Genomic DNA, 19,603 nt, shown 5'->3' with positions numbered 1-19,603 from the left:
CGATTTTAATATCCATTATTCTGTGAATAAAAATTTGGTAAATTATCCATCTCTCTTTGAGGAAAAGGAAGGTATTTTTTACCACTTGTATAATTTAAACTATTAGCTGTTGAAAAAGCTCCAAGAACATTATCTGCTTCTCCAAACCTAACTAAATCGTATAAACGTTGGTTTTCATAAACAAACTCTGCTCTTCTTTCTTCTAACAATCCTGCTTTAGTTAAGTTTGCTACTTCTTCTAAACCTGCTCTTGCTCTTACTTGATTAAAAGCATCGATTGCTCTAATATCTGTTGTTGAGTCTGCACCTGCTAAAATTGCTTCTGCATATAATAATAGCACATCTGCATATCTTAAAACAATCCAGTCGTTATCTCCTATTTCACCATCCGTAGGAAACTTAGCATTAAAAGTATCGTTTGTAATATCTGCTGGGTTGTAAGAAATTGCATCTAAAGTAACAGGAAATCTTACAGGCTGTAATACAGGTGTCATTACATCTAAAAGTTCTAAAGTTGCAATGTTAACACCATTTGATGGCCCTTGTAAAGTCATAGAAAAACTATGAGATTCTGAATCTGTTTCTACTTGATCGTCTAAACCACTATCACTAGTTGCATAATTATCGCTACTTACTAAATCATAAGCAATTGAAAAGATTACCTCATCATTTAATTCTAAACCTGAACTATTAAACCAATCTGCATCTAAAACTATTTCTCCTTCTTGATATCCGCCTGAAAAATCATTTCCAAAAACATTACCAAAATCAATTGCTAAAGTTGCATAATACTCACTATCAGAAACAATTCCATCTCCATCAAAATCTTCTGCGTTTGCTCTATCAGTATATAATAATTCGTAATTATAAGCAGAATTATTTTGCACAACTGATGCTAATAAAAGTTCTGCTTCTGTATAATTAGGACTTGGCTGACTTAAATATGCTTTTGCTGCTAAAGAAATTGCTGCACCTTTTGATGGGCGATATTTGTTTTGCGCAGCTCCATCTAAATAAGCAATTGAAGTTTTAAAATCATCAATAATTTTTGCATAAACCTCTGCTTCTGGCAATTGAGGGTAATCTAAAGCTTCTTCTGTTGTAACATCTAAAACTTTATCGATATAAGGTACATTTTGATACGCTCTTACTAAATTAAAATGACATAAAGCTCTCATAAAATAAGCTTCACCAACTGTGTATTGCTGACTTTCTGAAGCTAAGAAACGATTGTCTATAATTGTATTTGCGTGTTTAATTGTGTGCATATTATTTGAATAATATGTAGCAACATCACCGTTATTAGGATCTACATTATAAGAACTAATTAAAGGAAAGTTTCCGTTTTCTGAATTTGCTCTTGAATTGTCTGATCTTAATTCTGTTAAATAGAATTCATTTGCTGGTACTTTTTGATATGCATCTAAAACACCATTTGATAATGCTATAAAACCATCGTCTGTTTGTAACAACTCTTCTAATGAAAGTGCAGTAGGGTTGCTTAGGTCTAATTCTGTTTCACAACTTGTCAATAAAGTCATAAAAGAAAAACAAACTATTATATTTTTATATATATTTTTCATAATTAATTAAAATTGAAAGTTAATACCTGCTGAAACTGTTTTAACTACAGGACCATCTCCTCTTTGATAACCAGCTGTTAAAGGCGTGTTAGCATTGTTAGATGTTTGCCCTTGTGCTTCTGGATTAAAGCCTTCATAACCTTTAGCAGTAAAGAACAATAAATTTTCTCCTGTTAAATACAATCTAAGTTTATTACAATTTAACTTATCTGTTATTGCTTCTGGAAAAGTATAACCTACTGTTAAGTTTCTTAATGCTACAAAAGATGCATCTTGAATATGATCGTCTGTAAATCTTCTATGAACAGTTAAATCTCTATCTGGAAAATTAGATACTTCATTTACTGCAGATTCACTTGCATAATACAACTGATCTAAATCTGCTACTCTTACTTCTGCTCCATGAGATCCTTGGAATTGAAAAGAAACATCGAAATCATATATTGAGAAATCTGAGTTAAAACCCCATTCGAAATCTGGATAAGGACTACCTAATTCTGTTCTATCATCATCATCAATAATACCATCACCATTTAAATCTTTTACATAAACATCAGCAAAATCATTATTAAATCTATTGAAAGGATTATCTACCCACTCTAAAGGAATTTCTCTATCGTAAACCCAACCATAGAAAGATGTAATTGGCTGACCTACTTTTGCAATAAATTCTGTTGGTCTTGTATCTTGATCTATTCTAGAAATAATTTGCTCATTGTTACCTAGACTTTTTACAGTATTTCTATTTAATGAGAATTGACCAGAAGCACTCCATCTAAAGTTATCTTTTCTCATAATACGAGCAGTTAACTCTAGCTCAACACCTTCGTTTTGAACTTCACCAAGGTTTTGTAGCCAACTATCTGTACCATAAGTAGCAGAAACTGGTGCTAAAAGCAGTAAATCTTCGCTTGTTCTAATATAGTAATCTGCTGTAAAATTTACAAGACCTCTACCAAATGTAACATCTAAACCAGGATTAAATTCTATTAACTTTTCCCAACCTAAAATTTGGTTTGCTAAAGTTGTTCCTTTAACACCTGTTTGTCCATTATAACTAATTGTACTATACGTTTCTTCGAATCTATATAAAGACTCAAAAATATTATTAGAAATATTATTAGATCCAGACACACCATAACTTGCTCTTACTTTTAAGAAAGAAATTAAATCGTTAGATTCTAAGAATTTTTCGTTTGATAAAATCCAACCTAAAGAAGCAGCAGGGAAAAATCCTGTTCTAGTATTAGGTCCAAATCTTGTACTTGAATCGCTACGTAATGATAATTGGAATAAGTATTTATCATCATAACTATAATCTAATCTACCAAAATAAGAAACCAATTTTTCGCTTGCATTATCTGTGTATGTTGTTCCACCATCTGCAAGAGCTATATTATCATTAAAATCGTTAGTATAACCAACTGCTTCTGATTCTTGTCTGTAGTTATGTGACTCCATATACTCAAAACCAGCAACTGAATTAAGGCTATGCTTACCAAACTCTCTATTATATTTTAAAAGAGATTCGAAAGTAAATTGATTTAACTCATCTCTTCTTTCTAATCGATATGCTTCTTGATCTCTATTTTCTTGACCATATAAATAATCTGCTTCGTTAGTTTTATTGTGTCTGAAAACACCAGAAACAGTTTGTCTAAAATTAAGACCTTTTGCTAATTTAAAATCGATATAAGAAGATGCATTTAAGCTTAATTTTTTCTTAGTTCTAGATCTTTCTAAAAAGTGAACTAACGGATGTACGTTTTTAGTTGTAGATAAAGTTAAACCTCCAGAAGTTAATGAGCTAGCCACTGGTAAACCTGTATTTGGGTCTCTTAAAATAGATCTTGGGTTTGCTGGGTCTTTAGTAAAAACGTGATCGAAAGCTCTAGAAAAACCATAACTACCAACACCTAAGTTTTCGAATAATTTACCTGCATCTGTAGAAACACCTACATCTGTAGAAAACTGAGTTACATATTTTAAATGTTCTTCATTTAAGTATAATGGAATATGCCCCATTTGTCTTAAAGGATCTGTAAATCTTGCTGGTAATTTTTCTTGATCGTTATAATTTACACGAATATTACCTCCGTACTTAATTTTCTTATTTTTTGATTTACTATCAACTTTAATTCTAACATTATATTTGTTAAAATTATCTTTTATAGCAATTCCTTGATCTTCTAAATAACCTAAAGAGGCAGTATAACTTGTTAATTCTGTACCTCCTCTTACTGAGAAAGAATGATTTTTAATAAAACCACCTTCAAAAACTTCATCTTGTAAGTTTCTTTCACCACCACCTAAAGAAGCAATAAAATCCATAGCTTCTAATTCTGCATAAGCAGTTTCATAATCATTAATAATTCTATCGTAATTTACACTAGAAGTAGAAATACCATCAACAGTACTTTGTAAACCATTTAATCTAGCTCTTTCATCTGCTATAGAAGTATTAAAGTTCTCGTTATTATCAGCATATTTATAACCTGTAAAAGTGTTATAAGAAAAAGTTGTTTTACCAACAACCCCTTTTTTAAGTGTAATTAAAATTACACCATTTGCACCCCTAGAACCATAAATTGCTACTGAAGAAGCATCTTTTAAAACACTTATAGATTCGATATTGTTATTATCTATAGAACCTAAAATATCGCTATCTGTACCTAAAATAACACCATCTACCACAATTAAAGGTGATGAAGAACCTGTTACTGAACCTGGACCTCTTAAGGTAATTTTAGGATCACCACCAGCTTCTGAAGATACTACTTGAATTCTTAAACCTGCAACTCTACCTTTTAATGCATCTTCTACACGAGATACTGCTTGGTTTTGCAAGTCTTCACCAGATACTTTAGTTAAAGCACTAGTTACATTTTTCTGTTTTTGATCTCCATAACCTACAATTACAATTTCATCTAAAACATCTGCGTTTTCTTCTAGAGCAACATCTAGTCTTAGTTGGTTTGTATAGGTTACTGTTTTAGGTTTAAAACCTAAATATGAAAATTGGATTACATCTCCTTTTTTCACTTTTAAAGTATAGTTACCATCAAAATCTGTACTAACCCCTTTTTTTGTACCAACAATAACAATGTTAGCACCTAAAACAGGCTCACCATCAGATAGTGAAGTAACAGTTCCTTTTATTGTTACCTCATCTTGTGCATACAATGATGTACAAAATAAAAGTACTACAAAAAATACTGATTTAATTTTTAAATTCATAGTTAACTGATTTAAATTGTTTTGTTTGTAAACAAAACTTTAGTTTTTATCAATTTGGTTTTATATAAAATATTATTCAAATTCAAATTGGTAAACCAATTTGGTTAACCAAAAATAAGAGTTTATTGCATCATAATAAAATAATTTGTTAATTATTTCTTAAAATACTGAGTTATATAAAGGCTTCTTAAAAATATGTTTTAAAAAAAACCTTTTACCTCTTACATTTGGCTGGCACTTTTTATGATTCTTTATCTCCAAAATAAGATGGACCATCACCTGTTAAGAAATCTTCTCTTACTGGACTAAAAGTATCTATTAATTGTCCTTCTTCTAAGCAAACTGCACTATGTAATAAATTTGGCTCGATATAAACACCATCTCCAGCTTCTACAATTTGTTTTACTCCATCAATTTCGAACTCAAATTTACCTGAAACACAATAAGTTGCTTGTGTATGAAAGTGTTGATGAGGAGAACCTAATGCTCCTTTTTCAAACTTTACACTTACCATCATAATTTGATTGTCATAACCTAAGAATTTTCTTGAAACTCCTCCTCCAAGATTTTCCCATTCCATATCTTTTGCGATAACATACTTTTCACTAAATCGTTTCATTTTAATTGTTTTTTATTATTTATTTGTTTGTTTATAGTAGTAAGACCCCATCCAAGAATAGTTCTTACCATTTAATTTTAAGTTATGCTTAGTTTCTTTTAAAGCATCTGAATTTGCAGTTATAAATAACTTTGTATTTCCTTTTACATTCGCTATCATAATTGCTGTGTAATCTTTATTATCGAGAATTACTTTTACTTCTGCAATAGAACTCTTAGCATTTAATGCTGATTCTGTTACAGGACTATAACTTCCATGCGACTCTATTGTTGAAACAAATGTTGTATTTTTCACGTTATTTCTTCTTACTATTAAGGCAGGATCTCTTCGTAAATTAAATTCAGGATCGTTTGCACCAATTCTTGTAAAAAGTAATTCATCTTTTTTATCGGTAACAGAAGTTATGGTATAAAACTTATTGTTGTTAAACCAAGAAAATTTACTGTTCTTATCATCTGCTTTTGCTGAAGCTTCTAAGAATAAATGCTCATAACCATTCTTTTTACCTAATGGTTTTAAAGTTGATGTAGTTTTATATTCGAAATTAGCATCTAAAACCTGTCCAAAATAATAAAAAGGAAAATCGTATTGATTCTTTTTATCTGATGTTACTCTCATAATATCTAAGACAAAAGGTTTTTCTAAATCAACATCGTTAATTATAGCCATAGTTCTATGTAAATCAGTACCTGAATAAGTATTTCTTACTTTAGAACTCACTATTTGCACCTCTTTATTATCCGAAGAAAAATAGTGTAAATCAGGATGGTTTTGACTCCCAATTTCATATTTACCTTTATAATGAGATGTTTCGTTTTGCGTAACTGTATTATGTGCAATGGTTTGTTTTGCCCAAGTTTTATTTTCTTTTAAATAGTTTCCCCCACCTTTTTGCTCAATATTTACAAAACGCGCTAAACCATAATCTTGAATTACTTCTTCTCCATTTTCATATAGAGAATAAGACAATTTATCATAATGTCCATGACTAGATCCTTGAGATGCATATTTAAAAACAAGTTCTATATCTTCGTTTCTTAAAATACCAACTCCACCTTGTTTCCCTTCAGGACCATCAGATAAATTGATAGATTTTTTTTCGAAAGATTTAGTTTTTCCTTCTCGAATACCAAGAGCAACTGCTAAGCCAGAATCATCTAACAAAACACTATTTTGCTTACTTGCAATACTCAATAAACCAGGATCTTGATTACCATAATGATAAGAAACATCTACAGCAGTTACCAAAGCACTATTGTAATAAGACATACCTTTTTGACCATCGTTTAATGGAAAAAAATCGCCATCTGCATCAGATAAATTTAAAAGCGCATTAATCGATTTTAAAAGCACACCTTCTTTGTATTCAAAAATCTTTAATTCTGGTTTTACATTCTGAAGTCCTTCAGCAAAAACTAAAAAAGGATACATTGCATATCTTTGATAATAAGGGCCTTCATTATAATAACCATCAGGTGAAAAAGGTTCTTCTATATTTGCTAAAAAACCAGCTTTACCAGATTTATTAATAAAACCACCATCATCATCTTTTGCAGTTTTATCCATTTCTTTGCCTTTTATTCCATACAATGCACGTTGAATTAATTCTTCATCATCCATAACCAAACCAATCATACCCACTGCTGCGTTACCCCAAGTACTGTGATTATGTACTCTTTGATAAAATTGCGGACTATCTACAGAAATATGATCTGCAAATGGTTTAAATAAATTAGTTTCTAACTTATTACGCTCTCCTTCTGATAAATAATTATAAATACAATCGTAAGCTTGACTTACGTAAACTAACCAATTGGCATCATTTAAACATTGCCAAAACAATTTACCTCTTGCATAAGATCTTGTTTTAGGATGCAAAGGCAATGTTTTATACATTTCCTCATACTGCATCAACATATCTTTTACATACTTAGCGTATTTTTCATCATCTAAAATTTGATACAAAACGCCAGCTTTCTGTAATACAAACCAATTCTGTTTGTGTCTAGAATGTGTATATCCGCCAGAATAATCTTTTGGAATTGGAGTTTCTATTCCTAGAGCAATTTCGGCATCTACTTCTTCTTTTACTTTTAGTAAAGAATTATCGAAGATTGGAATAGTACCTAATTGTGCTCTAATATCTTTTACACCTTTTGCAGTAAGAATTAATTTTGGATGTTGATTTTCTGAATCAGAAACCATTACTTTTTCTTGCTTAGCACAAGAAAACGCGATTAATAAAACAAATAAAAGTGCTTTTTGGTAATTCATTTTTAATTTTTAAAAAAAATAAGAACTCAAATTAATGAGTCCCTATTTCCAGTTTTCAATATAATTGTTAGCTCTTAATTAACTTTCTTGTAGCAACAGAATCACCACTAGTAAGTTTCATTAAATACACTCCTTTAGACAAAGAAGAAATATCTAAATTATTATTGTTTAATTTTGAAGTACTAATAACTTTTTTACCTAATAAATTAAAAATTTCTACTTTATTAAGTTCTACTTGAGAAGTTATTTTAACAAATTCGCTTGCTGGGTTTGGGTATACAGAAACTTTAGAAGAAAAGAAACTATCTACAGATAAAGATGCTGCAGTTGGATTTAATTGCCCATACACATCTTTAATACCTTCCCAACCTAAAAACTCATCTGGATATACCTTAGAACTAGATGTACTAAATATCCAGTTAGGAACACTAGAACCAGACCCATTTGCGGAAACAATCCAATCATCAGCTGTAAAACCTGTTTTTGTACCTTGTCTTAAAATATAGTTTGCATCAGATGTAGTAGCAAAATCTACAATTGTTGCGCTTGTTGTAATAAAGTGTTTAGCAGAAAAATTAGCATTATCTTGTACATATACAATTTGACCATATAAATATTCACCATTTTCATTAGCATCAACATCATCATCATCTCCATAACCAACTGAATCATAAAGCGTCCAAGAAGTATGATCTCCAGTATCATTAATAACTCCATTTGCATCATCTGAGTTAGAAGTACCATCAATTCTAACTCCTTTAGGATTAGATGGTGCTGAAACCAGCATATAAGTTGCTGTTGCATCAATTAAGTTTCCATCATAACCAATATCTGGCGTTTGTGAATCTACAGCAGATGAACTACTACTAGTTACATCAGTACCAGTTAAGGCAATCTCTATAACTGTAGCGTCTGAGGATATTATAGATTTATATGGGCTTTCTGTAACAACATTTGTTCCTGAATCTGTATAATTAGTAATTACAACTAACATACCATTTGAACCAAAAGTTACAGTACCATCTCCTAATTGAATAGCCTCACTAACTTTACCTCTACTTGAACTATTTCCATCTCCTTCAATAGAAATAAGATATAAATCTGAAGGTACTACTGCATTAGCTGTTCCTCTAATCTCTATATATTCATTTGTTAAATCTGCACCTGATGGGCTTGGAAGAAGTTTATTTATATAATAACCTGAACCTGTTGGAATATTATCGAATACTTGAGAATAACCCAAGAATGACGTGAATAATGCAACAATAATAAGTAATGTTTTTTTCATAATTAAGTGTTTAGTTTATAGTTAATAATTAGCTAACCAATCTGGTTTACCAAATTGGTTTACCAAAAATACAATAATAATTGGATTATCAAAATTTTATTAACATTTTATTAAGGGTTGATTACTAATTACTTAATTAAAAATGATAAATATCAGTAAACTGATAATTTTTTACTCAACAGGTTGCGTACTTGACCCAACAGTAGCTTCTTTAAACCAAACTTCTGAGTAACATCCGTTTGCATACTGCTTAGCAATATCTCCATTATAAGTCTCTGAGCCTGTATACCAAACAATATTATCTTCTGGATTTTTACCATTAGTTTGGTTGTATGCCCCTTGTTTAAAGTACTGAATTTCGCCTGCATAAGCACTTTCTCTTTCAATACCATCTCTACCAATTGCTGCATACAAATCCCAAATTTGTTGTGGCACTTCTTCTTTTGTAGTAAAATCTGATTTTAATAAGTTTTTGGTGAATTTTACGGTTTTATGACCTTTACTCGTAAAAATTAAATACATAATACCTTTATACACATTTATCTCGTAACTAAATTCTTCTCCCAACTCAATACCATCTTCTGGTTCTGCAGGATAAGAATTTGCACTTTTACCAACAACAGACATATCATTACCCCAAATTGCTGATGAAAAATCCCATCTACCAGAATTATCACCTTTTGTATTGATTTCATAGTTCCAGAAAACAGATCCTTTTGTGTGACCTGGAAATTTTTTATAAAAAATCTTAATTGGCTCATTTTCGTGACCTTCATCACTATGAATTTGACCAACTACAACCGAATATGAAGCAGCAACTCGAGCATCACCAGAAATAGAAACTTGTTGTACTTTTAAAGTACCAGTTAATTTACCACCAACTTCAGGAATCCAATGTGCTTTTTGACCTAATTCTGTTCTTGTGTTTTTAGACGTTCTAGAAGTTACACCAGAATTGGGTGTTTTATAAACTACCCAATCAGTTTCCCCATCATTTTCTACATAGAAAAAATCATCTTTTTTATAATCAATTAATGAATCTTGGTAAGTACCATCACCCAAAAGAATTTTCCATTCATCTAAAAAAGGTAAAACATCACTTGGGTATTTTATTTCTTTTTTAGTTTCAGTAGTTTTTTCTGCATTTGGTTTTGAATTGTTTTTACAAGCAAAAAATACAGTTACAGCAGCAAATATTAAGATTGATTTTTTCATTTTTAGATTCGTTTAAAAGAATTAATTAATACATTAATTTTTGCTTCAAATTCTCTTCTGTTTTAATGATTCCAGAATTTGTAACAGTATTATTTGAATGTGAATTGTTCTTTGCACCCCATAATAAAGCCACTAATTTTACTTTATTATTTTTAAATACATTATTGTTGATATTTACATTTACAATTCCTCTGTGATTGATTAAAATTCTATTTTTTTCTGATGCTCCACAGTTTGTAAATGTTGAGTTTGTAACTAATAAATTACCCCCAATGGTAGATTCATCATAACCACCTCTGTAATAATCAATCACATTTTGTTTCACGTTATTAAACGTACAATTATCAATGGTTAAAAATTCGGTATTATAATCACCTCTATCATTTGTTTCTTCGGATAATTCTAATCCGTTTTCACAATTTAAAATAGCAGTATTTGTAAATGTGATTTCTTCAGAAAAAGATTGTTTAAAAACTTTAAGTGCATAATTAAAATTACTGATTTCAGAATCGATAACCTCTAAACCAAAATGGTTAGACATATTTTCTTTTAAACTAGCAAAAGCATATTGTGTATTTGTTCCTTTTAGTTTGATGTTTTTTAACACTAACTTTCCATAAGGTTGTAATTGTAATGCAGGTGTATTTTCATCACCAGAATATAAAATTTCAGATTTGTTATTAGATTGAATAGTAATTGATTTATTAATAATTAATGATTTTGAAATAGCGTAAGCTCCATCATTTAAATTGATAATATCTCCACTTTCTGCAGCTTTTAATTTAGATACTAATTCATCAGCATTAGTTACATTATGCGTTACTGGGTCTTTCTTTTCAACTTCATTAGAATACCAATCTGTACCATATTTAGATTTATCTAAAATATTTAAGTTGATATTTTCTGATGCTAAAATAGCACCAATTTGATTGTTTTTACTTCTAGAATTCCCTAATAAATCTTCTGTAATTTTTTCGAAATCGAAACCAATATAAGGCTCAACATCACTAAAACCAGATAAAGGAAAAGACAGATTAGAACCTATATCAGTCAATGACAATTTCATAGCAACTAATCCATCTTTTTGGGGGAACTCTACTTTATTGTTATCGATAACGTTACTTTTAAAAGTAACACCATCTGCTTTATCGTGTTCTATAATTGGATTTTTATCGCCTACAGAATTATAAATTACATTATTTACAACCTCTGTTCTTAAAGGTCTTGCAGATCTAATTTCAGATTTTGGTAAAACAGCAGCTTGTGCAATATTTGTACCTACACCAAATTGAAAAGGAGAATCTGAATCTACAAACGTATTATAAGCCACAACTACATCTGTTACTTGATTATATCTATTTAATGGCGATTTTGGAATTCCGTTCATAATGGCAATCGGACTTCTAAAGTTCTTTCCTTTTATTTTATAAAATAGGTTGTTAATTACCCAATGACCTGTGTTAATAATTCTAATACCACCAAATTGATCGTTTACACCATCACCAATAAAATAATTACCATCTACAGTTACATAATTACCATGTCTTGTAACCACAGAACCTTCACTTTTATAGAAAACATTATTTTTAATGATATTAAAATTGGTTTTGCTTGATATAATTTCTACCTCTCCATTACATTCTTCGAACAAATTGTTTGCAATGGTTGTATTACTTGGCGACATTGATGTAAAACTACTTCCTAATTGAATTGTTTCTCCTCTTGCACCACCTTTTCTTGGTCTTGGCCCAAAGTGATTGTTAATAATTTTATGATAATTTCTAATACTTTGATTACCTTTTAAATCTACTCTTACAGTTGGCCCACCATTAGTTTTACCAGCCAAATAACAATTACTTAATTCATTATGTTTACCATAAAACTGTACCCAAAGATTATCTTGATCTCTTTGTAAATTATTAAAATCTAAAATTACACAATTAGAAACTGTACTATGGTTGGCAACTTCTTTTTTAGAAGTTCTAAAAGCTATTACATTTGTTTTAGGAGAATGCCCGTTTCTAAAGAACAAACCATCAACTTTTAAATAATTACCACTAATCTCTAAACTAGATTCGCCTTCTATAAAAACTTCTCCAGGAGTTTCTGCGCTTAGCGTTATCGGATTTCCTTCAGTACCTTCTCCAATAAATTTTATATTAATGTCTTTGTAAGTACCATTTTTAAGCACAATATCATCACCAGCTTTTACGCTTTTTAAAGCTTCAGTAAGCTCATTTACATTAGAGACAAAGATGTTATTTTCTACTTTATTACATGACGTAAAAAAGGTAATAACGACAAACACAGATAAGTAAAAATACGGTTTCATATACAAGTTTAAGAATTGGTTTACCAAATTGGTTTACCAAATATATTGATTGCTAAGTAAGTATACAAGAAATACCTCTTAAAGTTTTGAATTTATTAGAAAAATAAACTTTTAAAAAGCCAAAACACAAGTAACAGATCATTATAGAATATACATATAAAATTACTATTTATAAAATTATTAATACTAAATATTTAAAATAACTAGATATTATTTAATAAAAATCAAATATTTATGATTTCTATTAAAATATCTATACTTAAAAAAAATATGATTTTAGTAAATTGTAAACCAGTAAATTCTTAAAACATCAACTAATGAAAACAACAAACTTTAGCAGACGCGAGTGGTTAAAAAAAGGAACTTTAACTTTAGGCGCTTTAGCTCTTGTACCACACGAAATTTGGAGTAGCAATGTATTAACTGCCCAAAAAGAAAACAGAACTTTTTTATACAACTCTAACAATTATTTTAACGAGTTTACACCTCCTTTAGTTAAGGAAGAAGCTACTTTAACCATACTAAGAGCTAACGAAAACCCTTATGGTCCACCACCAAAATCTGCAGAAGCTTTTCAAAAAGAAGTTTTTAATGGAAATCGATACTCTTGGAAAACATTAACCAATTTAAAAGCTAAAATCGCTAAAAACGAAGGTATAGACCCAAATCAAATATTAATGGGACCTGGTTCTTCTGATTTATTAGAAAAAGTAGCTATGGTTTTGTTTCAAAATGGAGGAAATGTAATTAGTGCAGACCCAAGTTATATGTCTTTAATTGTGGTTGCAAAATCTGTTGGAGGTAAATGGAAATCTTACAAATTATTAGATGATGCTCAGCACGATTTAGATGCTATGGAAGCTGGTATTGACGAAGACACAAAACTAGTTTACATCTGTAACCCAAACAACCCAACTGGCTCTATTACAGACGCTAAAAAACTAAAAGATTTTTGTAGCAGAGTTTCTGAAAAAGTACCTGTTTTTGTAGATGAAGCTTATATTGAATTATCTAAAAACGGAATTAAAGATTCTATGAACTCTTTAGTTGCAGAAGGTAAAAACGTAATTGTTGCCAGAACTTTTTCTAAAATACATGGTATGGCTGGTTTAAGAATTGGTTATGCAATTGGTAAAAAAGAAACTTTAGATATAATTTCTGAAATTACTAGAGGTGGAATGGGTATTACAGGACCATCAATTGCTGCTGCAACTACTAGTTTAGAAAATACCAATTTTTTAGATATGTGTAAAACTAAAATTGCAGACGCAAGAGACTACACAATGTCTTATTTAAAAGAAAACAACTATTCTTGTTTACCATCAGAAACAAATTTTATCATCTTTGAAATACCAATGACAGGTAAAAAATTCTTAAAAGAAATTTACGGTAAAAACGTTGCTGTTAGAGCTTTTAAATTTTGGGATAAAAACTGGTGTAGAGTTAGTATTGGTACTATGGATGAAATGAAAACCTTTACCAACGCAATTACAGAAATTTTTGCCTAATTTATGGATGGAGCTTTAGAAAAATCCATTTCATTTTTACTGTTTATCTTTATAGGTGTTCTTTTAAAAAAGAAGATTTCTGTTGGAAATGAAACAAATGGAATAAAAAGTTTAATTCTAACCATTGCTTTGCCAGCAACCATTTTTATAGCACTTTTAAAAGTAAAAATTGATGGTAACTTAATCCTTTTTCCAATATTGGCATTAGGTTTAAACGTAATTTTATTTGCAGTAACACCTATATTACTTTCTGTAATTGGCATTAAAATGAATTCTGATAAAGGAAGAAGTGCAAGATTATTAATACCTTCTTTAGCACCTGGTTTATCTTGTTTTCCTTTTATTTTAGAATTTTTGGGTGATGGTTCTTTGGCAAAAGCTGCGATGGCAGATTTAGGGAACAAATTTTTTGTGCTTTTTTTACTGTATTTAGTCGCATTAAAATGGCATTATAAAAATGCAGATTTTGAAGCAAATTCGCTTAAAACAAAATTAAAATCGTTAGCAAAAACATTATTATACGAACCCGTTAATCTTTTTATAATAGTAGCATTAATTCTAGTTTCCTTTGGTATTACTTTAGATAAAATTCCGAACTTTTTATCGAGTACATTAACAAGACTAAGTTATATAATGACACCTTTGGTTTTGCTTTTTATCGGTTTAGCTGTAAAATTTAAAAAACAACAATTTTTTCAACTATTCTCTTTATTGCTTTTAAGAGCAGGTTTTACGCTATTTTTAATTGCTGGCATTGTTTTCTTTGCTGATATTTCAATACAAAATGACATTTTAGTAATGATTGCTTTTTCATTAAGTTCTGCTAGTTTTTGGCCTTTTGCTCATATTTCTGCAGTAAATAATAAAGAGGAAAAAGAAAACACACCAGATAAAACATTCGACCCAAATTTTGCTTTATCAATTTTAGCACTCTCTTTGCCTATTTCTGTAATTCTAATATTAGGAATTTTAACAGCTGGCAACACATTTACAAACATTAATAACATTCTAATTTTAGTTGGATGTTTATCTTTTATAGGGATGCTTTATCCGATAATTTTAAAAGTAAAATCGAGTTTTTCTGTTTCTAAAAATGAACTAAAAACTACCAAAAAAAATACTGTTGAGTTTTTAGCTGATAAATAATTCTAAAGTCTTTCTGATCTTATTTTAACTAATTTCAGGAAGGCTTTTTATTATAAATTAACGTTTATAAACTCATTAAAAGAACAGAGGAATTACAAATTGATAATACAGAATCAATAAGCAAACTGCGATAATATTTAAAATTACACCTGCTCTAACCATTTGTTTTACTTTTACATAACCGCTTGCAAAAACAATTGCATTTGGTGGTGTTGCCATTGGCAGCATAAAAGCACAACTACTAGCCATAGTTACAGGAATCAATAAATTTAAAATCGGAATATTTAAACCAATTGCAATACCTGCAACAATTGGCGCTAAAACAGCTACCAAAGCTACATTACTCATTAATTCTGTCATAAAAAGCATTAAAACAATTAACAAAGAAACAGTAAATAAAATATTAAACTCACCAGCAGCTATTGTATCTGTAATTAGAGCAACCAAACCACTAGAAGCCATTCCTTTTGCTAGTGCTAAACCTCCACCAAAAAGTAAAAGTATTCCCCAAGCTAATTTGCTGGTATCATTCCATTCTAAAATAAAATCTCCTTTTTTAAAGTTCATAGGAATAGCAAATAAAGCAACTGCACCTATTAAACTGATAATTGTATCAGACAATTTTAAACCAGGAAAAATAGAATTAATTAGTGTTCTTGAAATCCATAAAAAAACTGTGAAAGCAAAAATGGTAAGCACTCTTTTTTCTTCTTTTGATATGTTACCTAACTTATCAATTTCTTCTGTAATTAAATTTGCTGATGACGTAAATACAATTCCTTTACAAGGAAACATCCATTTTACGAGTACAAAATAAACTGCTGTTATCATTAAAATTGAAAAAGGCAAACCAAAGCTCATCCAAGTTAAAAATGAGATTTGTATATTATATTGATTTTCTAACAAACCAATTAAAACTGAATTTGGAGGTGTCCCAATAACAGTTGCAATTCCGCCCGCATTTGCAGCAAAAGCGATTCCTAACATTATACTTAGCGCAAAGTTTTTATCACCTTTTGTAAAACCATCTTTGTCATCAATTAAGAGTTTTATTACTGATATTGCTATTGGTAGCATTACAACAGTACTTGCAGTATTGCTAATCCACATACTCATAAAAGCTGTGGCTAACATAAAACCTAATACAACTTTTTCTGGAGTTGTACCTGTGAGTTTTACAATATTTAAAGCAATTCTTCTATGTAAGTTTACTTTTTCTAAAGCCAGAGCCAAGACAAAACCACCAAAGAATAAAAATATAATTGGACTACCATAATTAGCACCAACATCTGCAATTGGCATTACTTTTAAAAGTGGAAAAAGTATGAGTGGCAGTAAAGCTGTAACTGCAATATTTACAGTTTCTGTTATCCACCAAACAACCATCCAAACTGCAATTGCAATTACTGCATCTCCTTTATCTGACACCAAAGTTATTGGCAAAAAATGAATGAGAAAAAATAATAGCGGTCCTAGAAGTAATCCTATTTTTTTGGTTGGTTGCATTTTGTTATATTGAATGAAATAACTGCAAAATAGAAAAAAGAATTAAAGGATAAATATGAATAACAAGTTTTTGGATGAAAAAATGGATTTTTATAGAAACTCTTTAATTTATTTAGAGTACTTGAAAAATGATATAATTTTCATATCCAACAGAAAAGAAGATTACTTTAAAGAAATCGTTTATAGTTCAAGTTTCTTTGAAAGAAGTTATAAAAATTCAATAAAACTTTTTGTTTTAGAACTTTACAAAATACTAGAAAATAAAGAACATTATAATCTACAATCTTTTTTAAATAATATTATTAATAATAAAGATGAATATAATAATTGGTATACGGAACCTGATATAAATATAATGATACAATTTAGAAATAAGGTTTCTGCAATATCTAAAAGTGAAGATTATAAAAAAATTAAAAACTTAAGAAATAAATATTATGCGCATTCAGATTCTAATAGAGATAATTTTAAAACGGATGTTCCTTTTCATAAATTATGGATAATTTTAGATGAAATTCAAAAAATATTTTGCTATTTAAATCTCCATTTGAATAAAGAACAATTTATATTCTCATTGGTTGAAAAAGAAATACGTGAAATAAAACTACTTCAAAAACATAAGAGAATAAATAAATACGTAAACAGTGAATTAAGAAAAAGTCCAGATATTGGAAAACTTCAAGAAATTAGAAACATAATGCTTAACAAAACACCAAAGCAAGAATAATTCTCGGAGTAAAGTAAGAAACGACTTCCTTCTCTTTAACCAAATACTTTTATTATATTTGTTTTATATGGATATCCAATCAGAAAAATACTATCTAATTCAGCAAATTATGGAATTGCAAGATAGTTCTGTAGTTAAAAAAATGCGTGAATTTTTATCTAAAGAAACTAAAAATAATGATTGGTATCATTCACTTACTAATTCTGAAAAAGAATCTATTGCTAAAGGTTTACAAGAATTAGATAATGGAAATGTTATTTCTCACGAAGATGTAATGACTTCTGTAAAAAATAAAATTGCTGCTTTTAAACAACAATAGTGAGAATTATCTGGTCTGTTCTTTCCGAAAAATCTTACTTAAATATCATTGAACAACTTTTTGATAAATGGGGTATTCAAATTGTAGAAAAATTTGAACTTCAGGTCAATGAATTGTTAAAAAACATAAAAAATCATAACCATATTTGCCCAAAATCTATTGTTTTAGATTTACATAAATGTGTTGTTAATAAACATATTTCTTTAATTTACAGAGTTTCAAAAAAAGGTAATATTGAAATTGTTTTATTAATTTTTAATCAAAGCCAACATATTTTTTAAAAGCCAGAATTCGCGTTAAGGATTGAGCGCGTGTTTGAGCTCTTTTTGTTTTTTCAACAAAAAAGCGAGTAGCGAAAGCCTGTTAAAAACGCCCTAATAAAAAAACCTTCCCAAATTAAAGGAAAGGTTTTCAAGTTTTATGAGATTTCTCAATCGCCTAAAAAGGCTCATTTCGAAATGACAAATTGAGAATTAATATCTGTAATGTTCTGGCTTATAAGGGCCATCTACAGTAACTCCAATATATTCTGCTTGGTCGTTACGTAATTCTGTTAACTCAACTCCTATTTTAGCTAAGTGTAATTTTGCTACTTTTTCATCTAAATGTTTTGGTAACATATATACATCATTTCCATAAGCATCTGCATTGTTCCAAAGTTCCATTTGTGCTAAAGTTTGGTTAGTAAATGAGTTAGACATTACAAAACTTGGATGACCAGTAGCACATCCTAAATTTACCAATCGACCTTCTGCTAAAATGATAATATCATTACCATTAATTGTATATTTATCTACTTGTGGCTTAATTTCTACTTTAGTATCACCATAGTTTTCGTTTAACCAAGCAATGTCTAATTCGTTATCAAAATGCCCAATATTACAAACAATTGTTTTGTCTTTTAAAGCAGAAAAATGTTTACCAGTTACAATATCTTTGTTTCCTGTTGTTGTAATAATAATATCTGCATTACTCATTACAGTTTCTAAACGTTTTACCTCAAAACCATCCATAGCTGCTTGTAAAGCACAAATTGGGTCGATTTCTGTAACAGTTACAATAGAACCTGCACCTTTAAATGAAGCAGCAGTACCTTTACCTACATCTCCATAACCACAAACTACAACTCTTTTACCTGCTAACATAATATCTGTTGCTCTACGAATTGCATCTACTGCAGATTCTTTACAACCATATTTGTTATCGAACTTAGATTTTGTAACAGAATCGTTAATATTGATAGCTGGCATTGGTAAAGTTCCGTTTTTTACTCTTTCGTAAAGTCTGTGAACTCCTGTTGTTGTTTCTTCTGATAAACCATTGATTCCTGCAGCTAATTCTGGATATTTATCTAAAACCATATTGGTTAAATCTCCACCATCATCTAAAATCATATTTAATGGTTTTTTGTCTTCACCAAAAAATAAAGTTTGTTCTATACACCAATCAAATTCTTCTTCGTTCATTCCTTTCCAAGCATAAACTGGTGTTCCTGTTGCAGCAATTGCAGCAGCAGCCTGGTCTTGAGTAGAGAAAATATTACAAGAACTCCAAGTAACTTCTGCTCCTAAAGCTTGTAAAGTTTCTATTAAAACAGCGGTTTGAATTGTCATATGCAAACAACCTGCAATTCTTGCCCCTTTTAAAGGCTGAGAATCTCCATACTCTTCTCTTAAACTCATTAACCCTGGCATTTCTGCTTCTGCCAATTCAATTTCTTTTCTACCCCAATCTGCTAAAGAAATATCTTTAACTTTAAATGGTACGTAAGCTGTTTTTGTGCTCATATTATGTATATTTATTGTCTCTTTTTTGCGACTGCAAAGTTACGACATAGAATTTAAAATAT

The 19,603-nt window shown here is 29.7% G+C and carries 14 protein-coding genes; 5 read left to right on the top strand and 9 right to left on the bottom strand.

The features are described from left to right. Positions 1 to 5 precede the first annotated feature (5 nt). The 7 genes from BW723_RS07370 to BW723_RS07340 form a co-directional block, all read right to left on the bottom strand. Positions 6 to 1,583, bottom strand: a complete 1,578-nt coding sequence (locus BW723_RS07370; protein WP_068356721.1) for a RagB/SusD family nutrient uptake outer membrane protein — start codon at positions 1,581 to 1,583, stop codon at positions 6 to 8. 6 nt (positions 1,584 to 1,589) lie between these two features. Then, complete coding sequence (locus tag BW723_RS07365; RefSeq protein ID WP_068356723.1) at positions 1,590 to 4,820, bottom strand: SusC/RagA family TonB-linked outer membrane protein; 3,231 nt, start codon at positions 4,818 to 4,820, stop codon at positions 1,590 to 1,592. A 241-nt stretch (positions 4,821 to 5,061) separates the two neighbouring features. After that, entirely contained in the window at positions 5,062 to 5,439 is a 378-nt protein-coding gene (locus BW723_RS07360; RefSeq protein ID WP_068356726.1) for a cupin domain-containing protein, read from the bottom strand. A 15-nt stretch (positions 5,440 to 5,454) separates the two neighbouring features. After that, positions 5,455 to 7,713, bottom strand: coding sequence for an alginate lyase family protein (locus BW723_RS07355; RefSeq protein WP_068356729.1), 2,259 nt, complete (start codon positions 7,711 to 7,713; stop codon positions 5,455 to 5,457). A 67-nt stretch (positions 7,714 to 7,780) separates the two neighbouring features. Then, positions 7,781 to 9,001 carry a T9SS type A sorting domain-containing protein gene (locus BW723_RS07350; RefSeq protein WP_083139555.1) on the bottom strand — a complete coding sequence of 407 codons (1,221 nt, stop codon included), beginning with the start codon at positions 8,999 to 9,001 and terminating at the stop codon, positions 7,781 to 7,783. Positions 9,002 to 9,172: 171 nt separating this feature from the next. Continuing rightward, positions 9,173 to 10,216: a polysaccharide lyase family 7 protein gene (locus tag BW723_RS07345; protein ID WP_068356735.1), complete on the bottom strand. Its 1,044-nt coding sequence runs from the start codon at positions 10,214 to 10,216 to the stop codon at positions 9,173 to 9,175. Between the two features lie 25 nt (positions 10,217 to 10,241). Next, positions 10,242 to 12,548 (bottom strand): chondroitinase-B domain-containing protein, encoded by a 2,307-nt coding sequence (locus BW723_RS07340; protein WP_068356737.1) that lies wholly within the window; start codon positions 12,546 to 12,548, stop codon positions 10,242 to 10,244. 317 nt (positions 12,549 to 12,865) lie between these two features. On the opposite strand from BW723_RS07340, the gene BW723_RS07335 reads away from it, so the two are divergent. After that, on the top strand, positions 12,866 to 14,056 hold the full coding sequence (locus BW723_RS07335) for a pyridoxal phosphate-dependent aminotransferase (protein WP_068356739.1): 1,191 nt from the start codon (positions 12,866 to 12,868) through the stop codon (positions 14,054 to 14,056). 3 nt (positions 14,057 to 14,059) lie between these two features. Next, on the top strand, positions 14,060 to 15,202 hold the full coding sequence (locus BW723_RS07330; RefSeq protein WP_068356742.1) for an AEC family transporter: 1,143 nt from the start codon (positions 14,060 to 14,062) through the stop codon (positions 15,200 to 15,202). A gap of 75 nt (positions 15,203 to 15,277) precedes the next feature. Here BW723_RS07330 and BW723_RS07325 read toward each other — a convergent pair whose 3' ends face one another. After that, the gene (locus BW723_RS07325; protein ID WP_068356746.1) at positions 15,278 to 16,708 is read right to left on the bottom strand and encodes an SLC13 family permease; all 1,431 of its coding nucleotides are present in this window, start codon (positions 16,706 to 16,708) and stop codon (positions 15,278 to 15,280) included. A 55-nt stretch (positions 16,709 to 16,763) separates the two neighbouring features. On the opposite strand from BW723_RS07325, the gene BW723_RS07320 reads away from it, so the two are divergent. The 3 genes from BW723_RS07320 to BW723_RS07310 all read left to right on the top strand — a co-directional run bounded on the left by BW723_RS07320 (position 16,764) and on the right by BW723_RS07310 (position 18,035). After that, complete coding sequence (locus BW723_RS07320) at positions 16,764 to 17,435, top strand: AbiU2 domain-containing protein (RefSeq protein WP_076686348.1); 672 nt, start codon at positions 16,764 to 16,766, stop codon at positions 17,433 to 17,435. Between the two features lie 67 nt (positions 17,436 to 17,502). After that, a complete protein-coding gene (locus BW723_RS07315; protein WP_068356751.1) occupies positions 17,503 to 17,754 on the top strand; it encodes a hypothetical protein in 252 nt (83 codons plus the stop codon). Further along, positions 17,754 to 18,035: a type II toxin-antitoxin system RelE/ParE family toxin gene (locus BW723_RS07310; protein ID WP_068356754.1), complete on the top strand. Its 282-nt coding sequence runs from the start codon at positions 17,754 to 17,756 to the stop codon at positions 18,033 to 18,035. The genes BW723_RS07315 and BW723_RS07310 overlap by 1 nt, the downstream gene beginning before the upstream one ends. 192 nt (positions 18,036 to 18,227) lie before the next feature. On the opposite strand, the gene ahcY is transcribed toward BW723_RS07310, so the two are convergent. Beyond that, positions 18,228 to 19,541 (bottom strand): adenosylhomocysteinase, encoded by a 1,314-nt coding sequence (gene ahcY, locus BW723_RS07305; protein WP_068356757.1) that lies wholly within the window; start codon positions 19,539 to 19,541, stop codon positions 18,228 to 18,230. Positions 19,542 to 19,603: the final 62 nt, after the last annotated feature.

Origin of the sequence: Polaribacter reichenbachii (genome assembly GCF_001975665.1) — a bacterium.
Taxonomy (GTDB): Bacteria; Bacteroidota; Bacteroidia; order Flavobacteriales; family Flavobacteriaceae; genus Polaribacter; species Polaribacter reichenbachii.
Note: the sequence above shows the minus strand (reverse complement) of the source record. Positions and strands in the feature narration are given on the sequence as shown.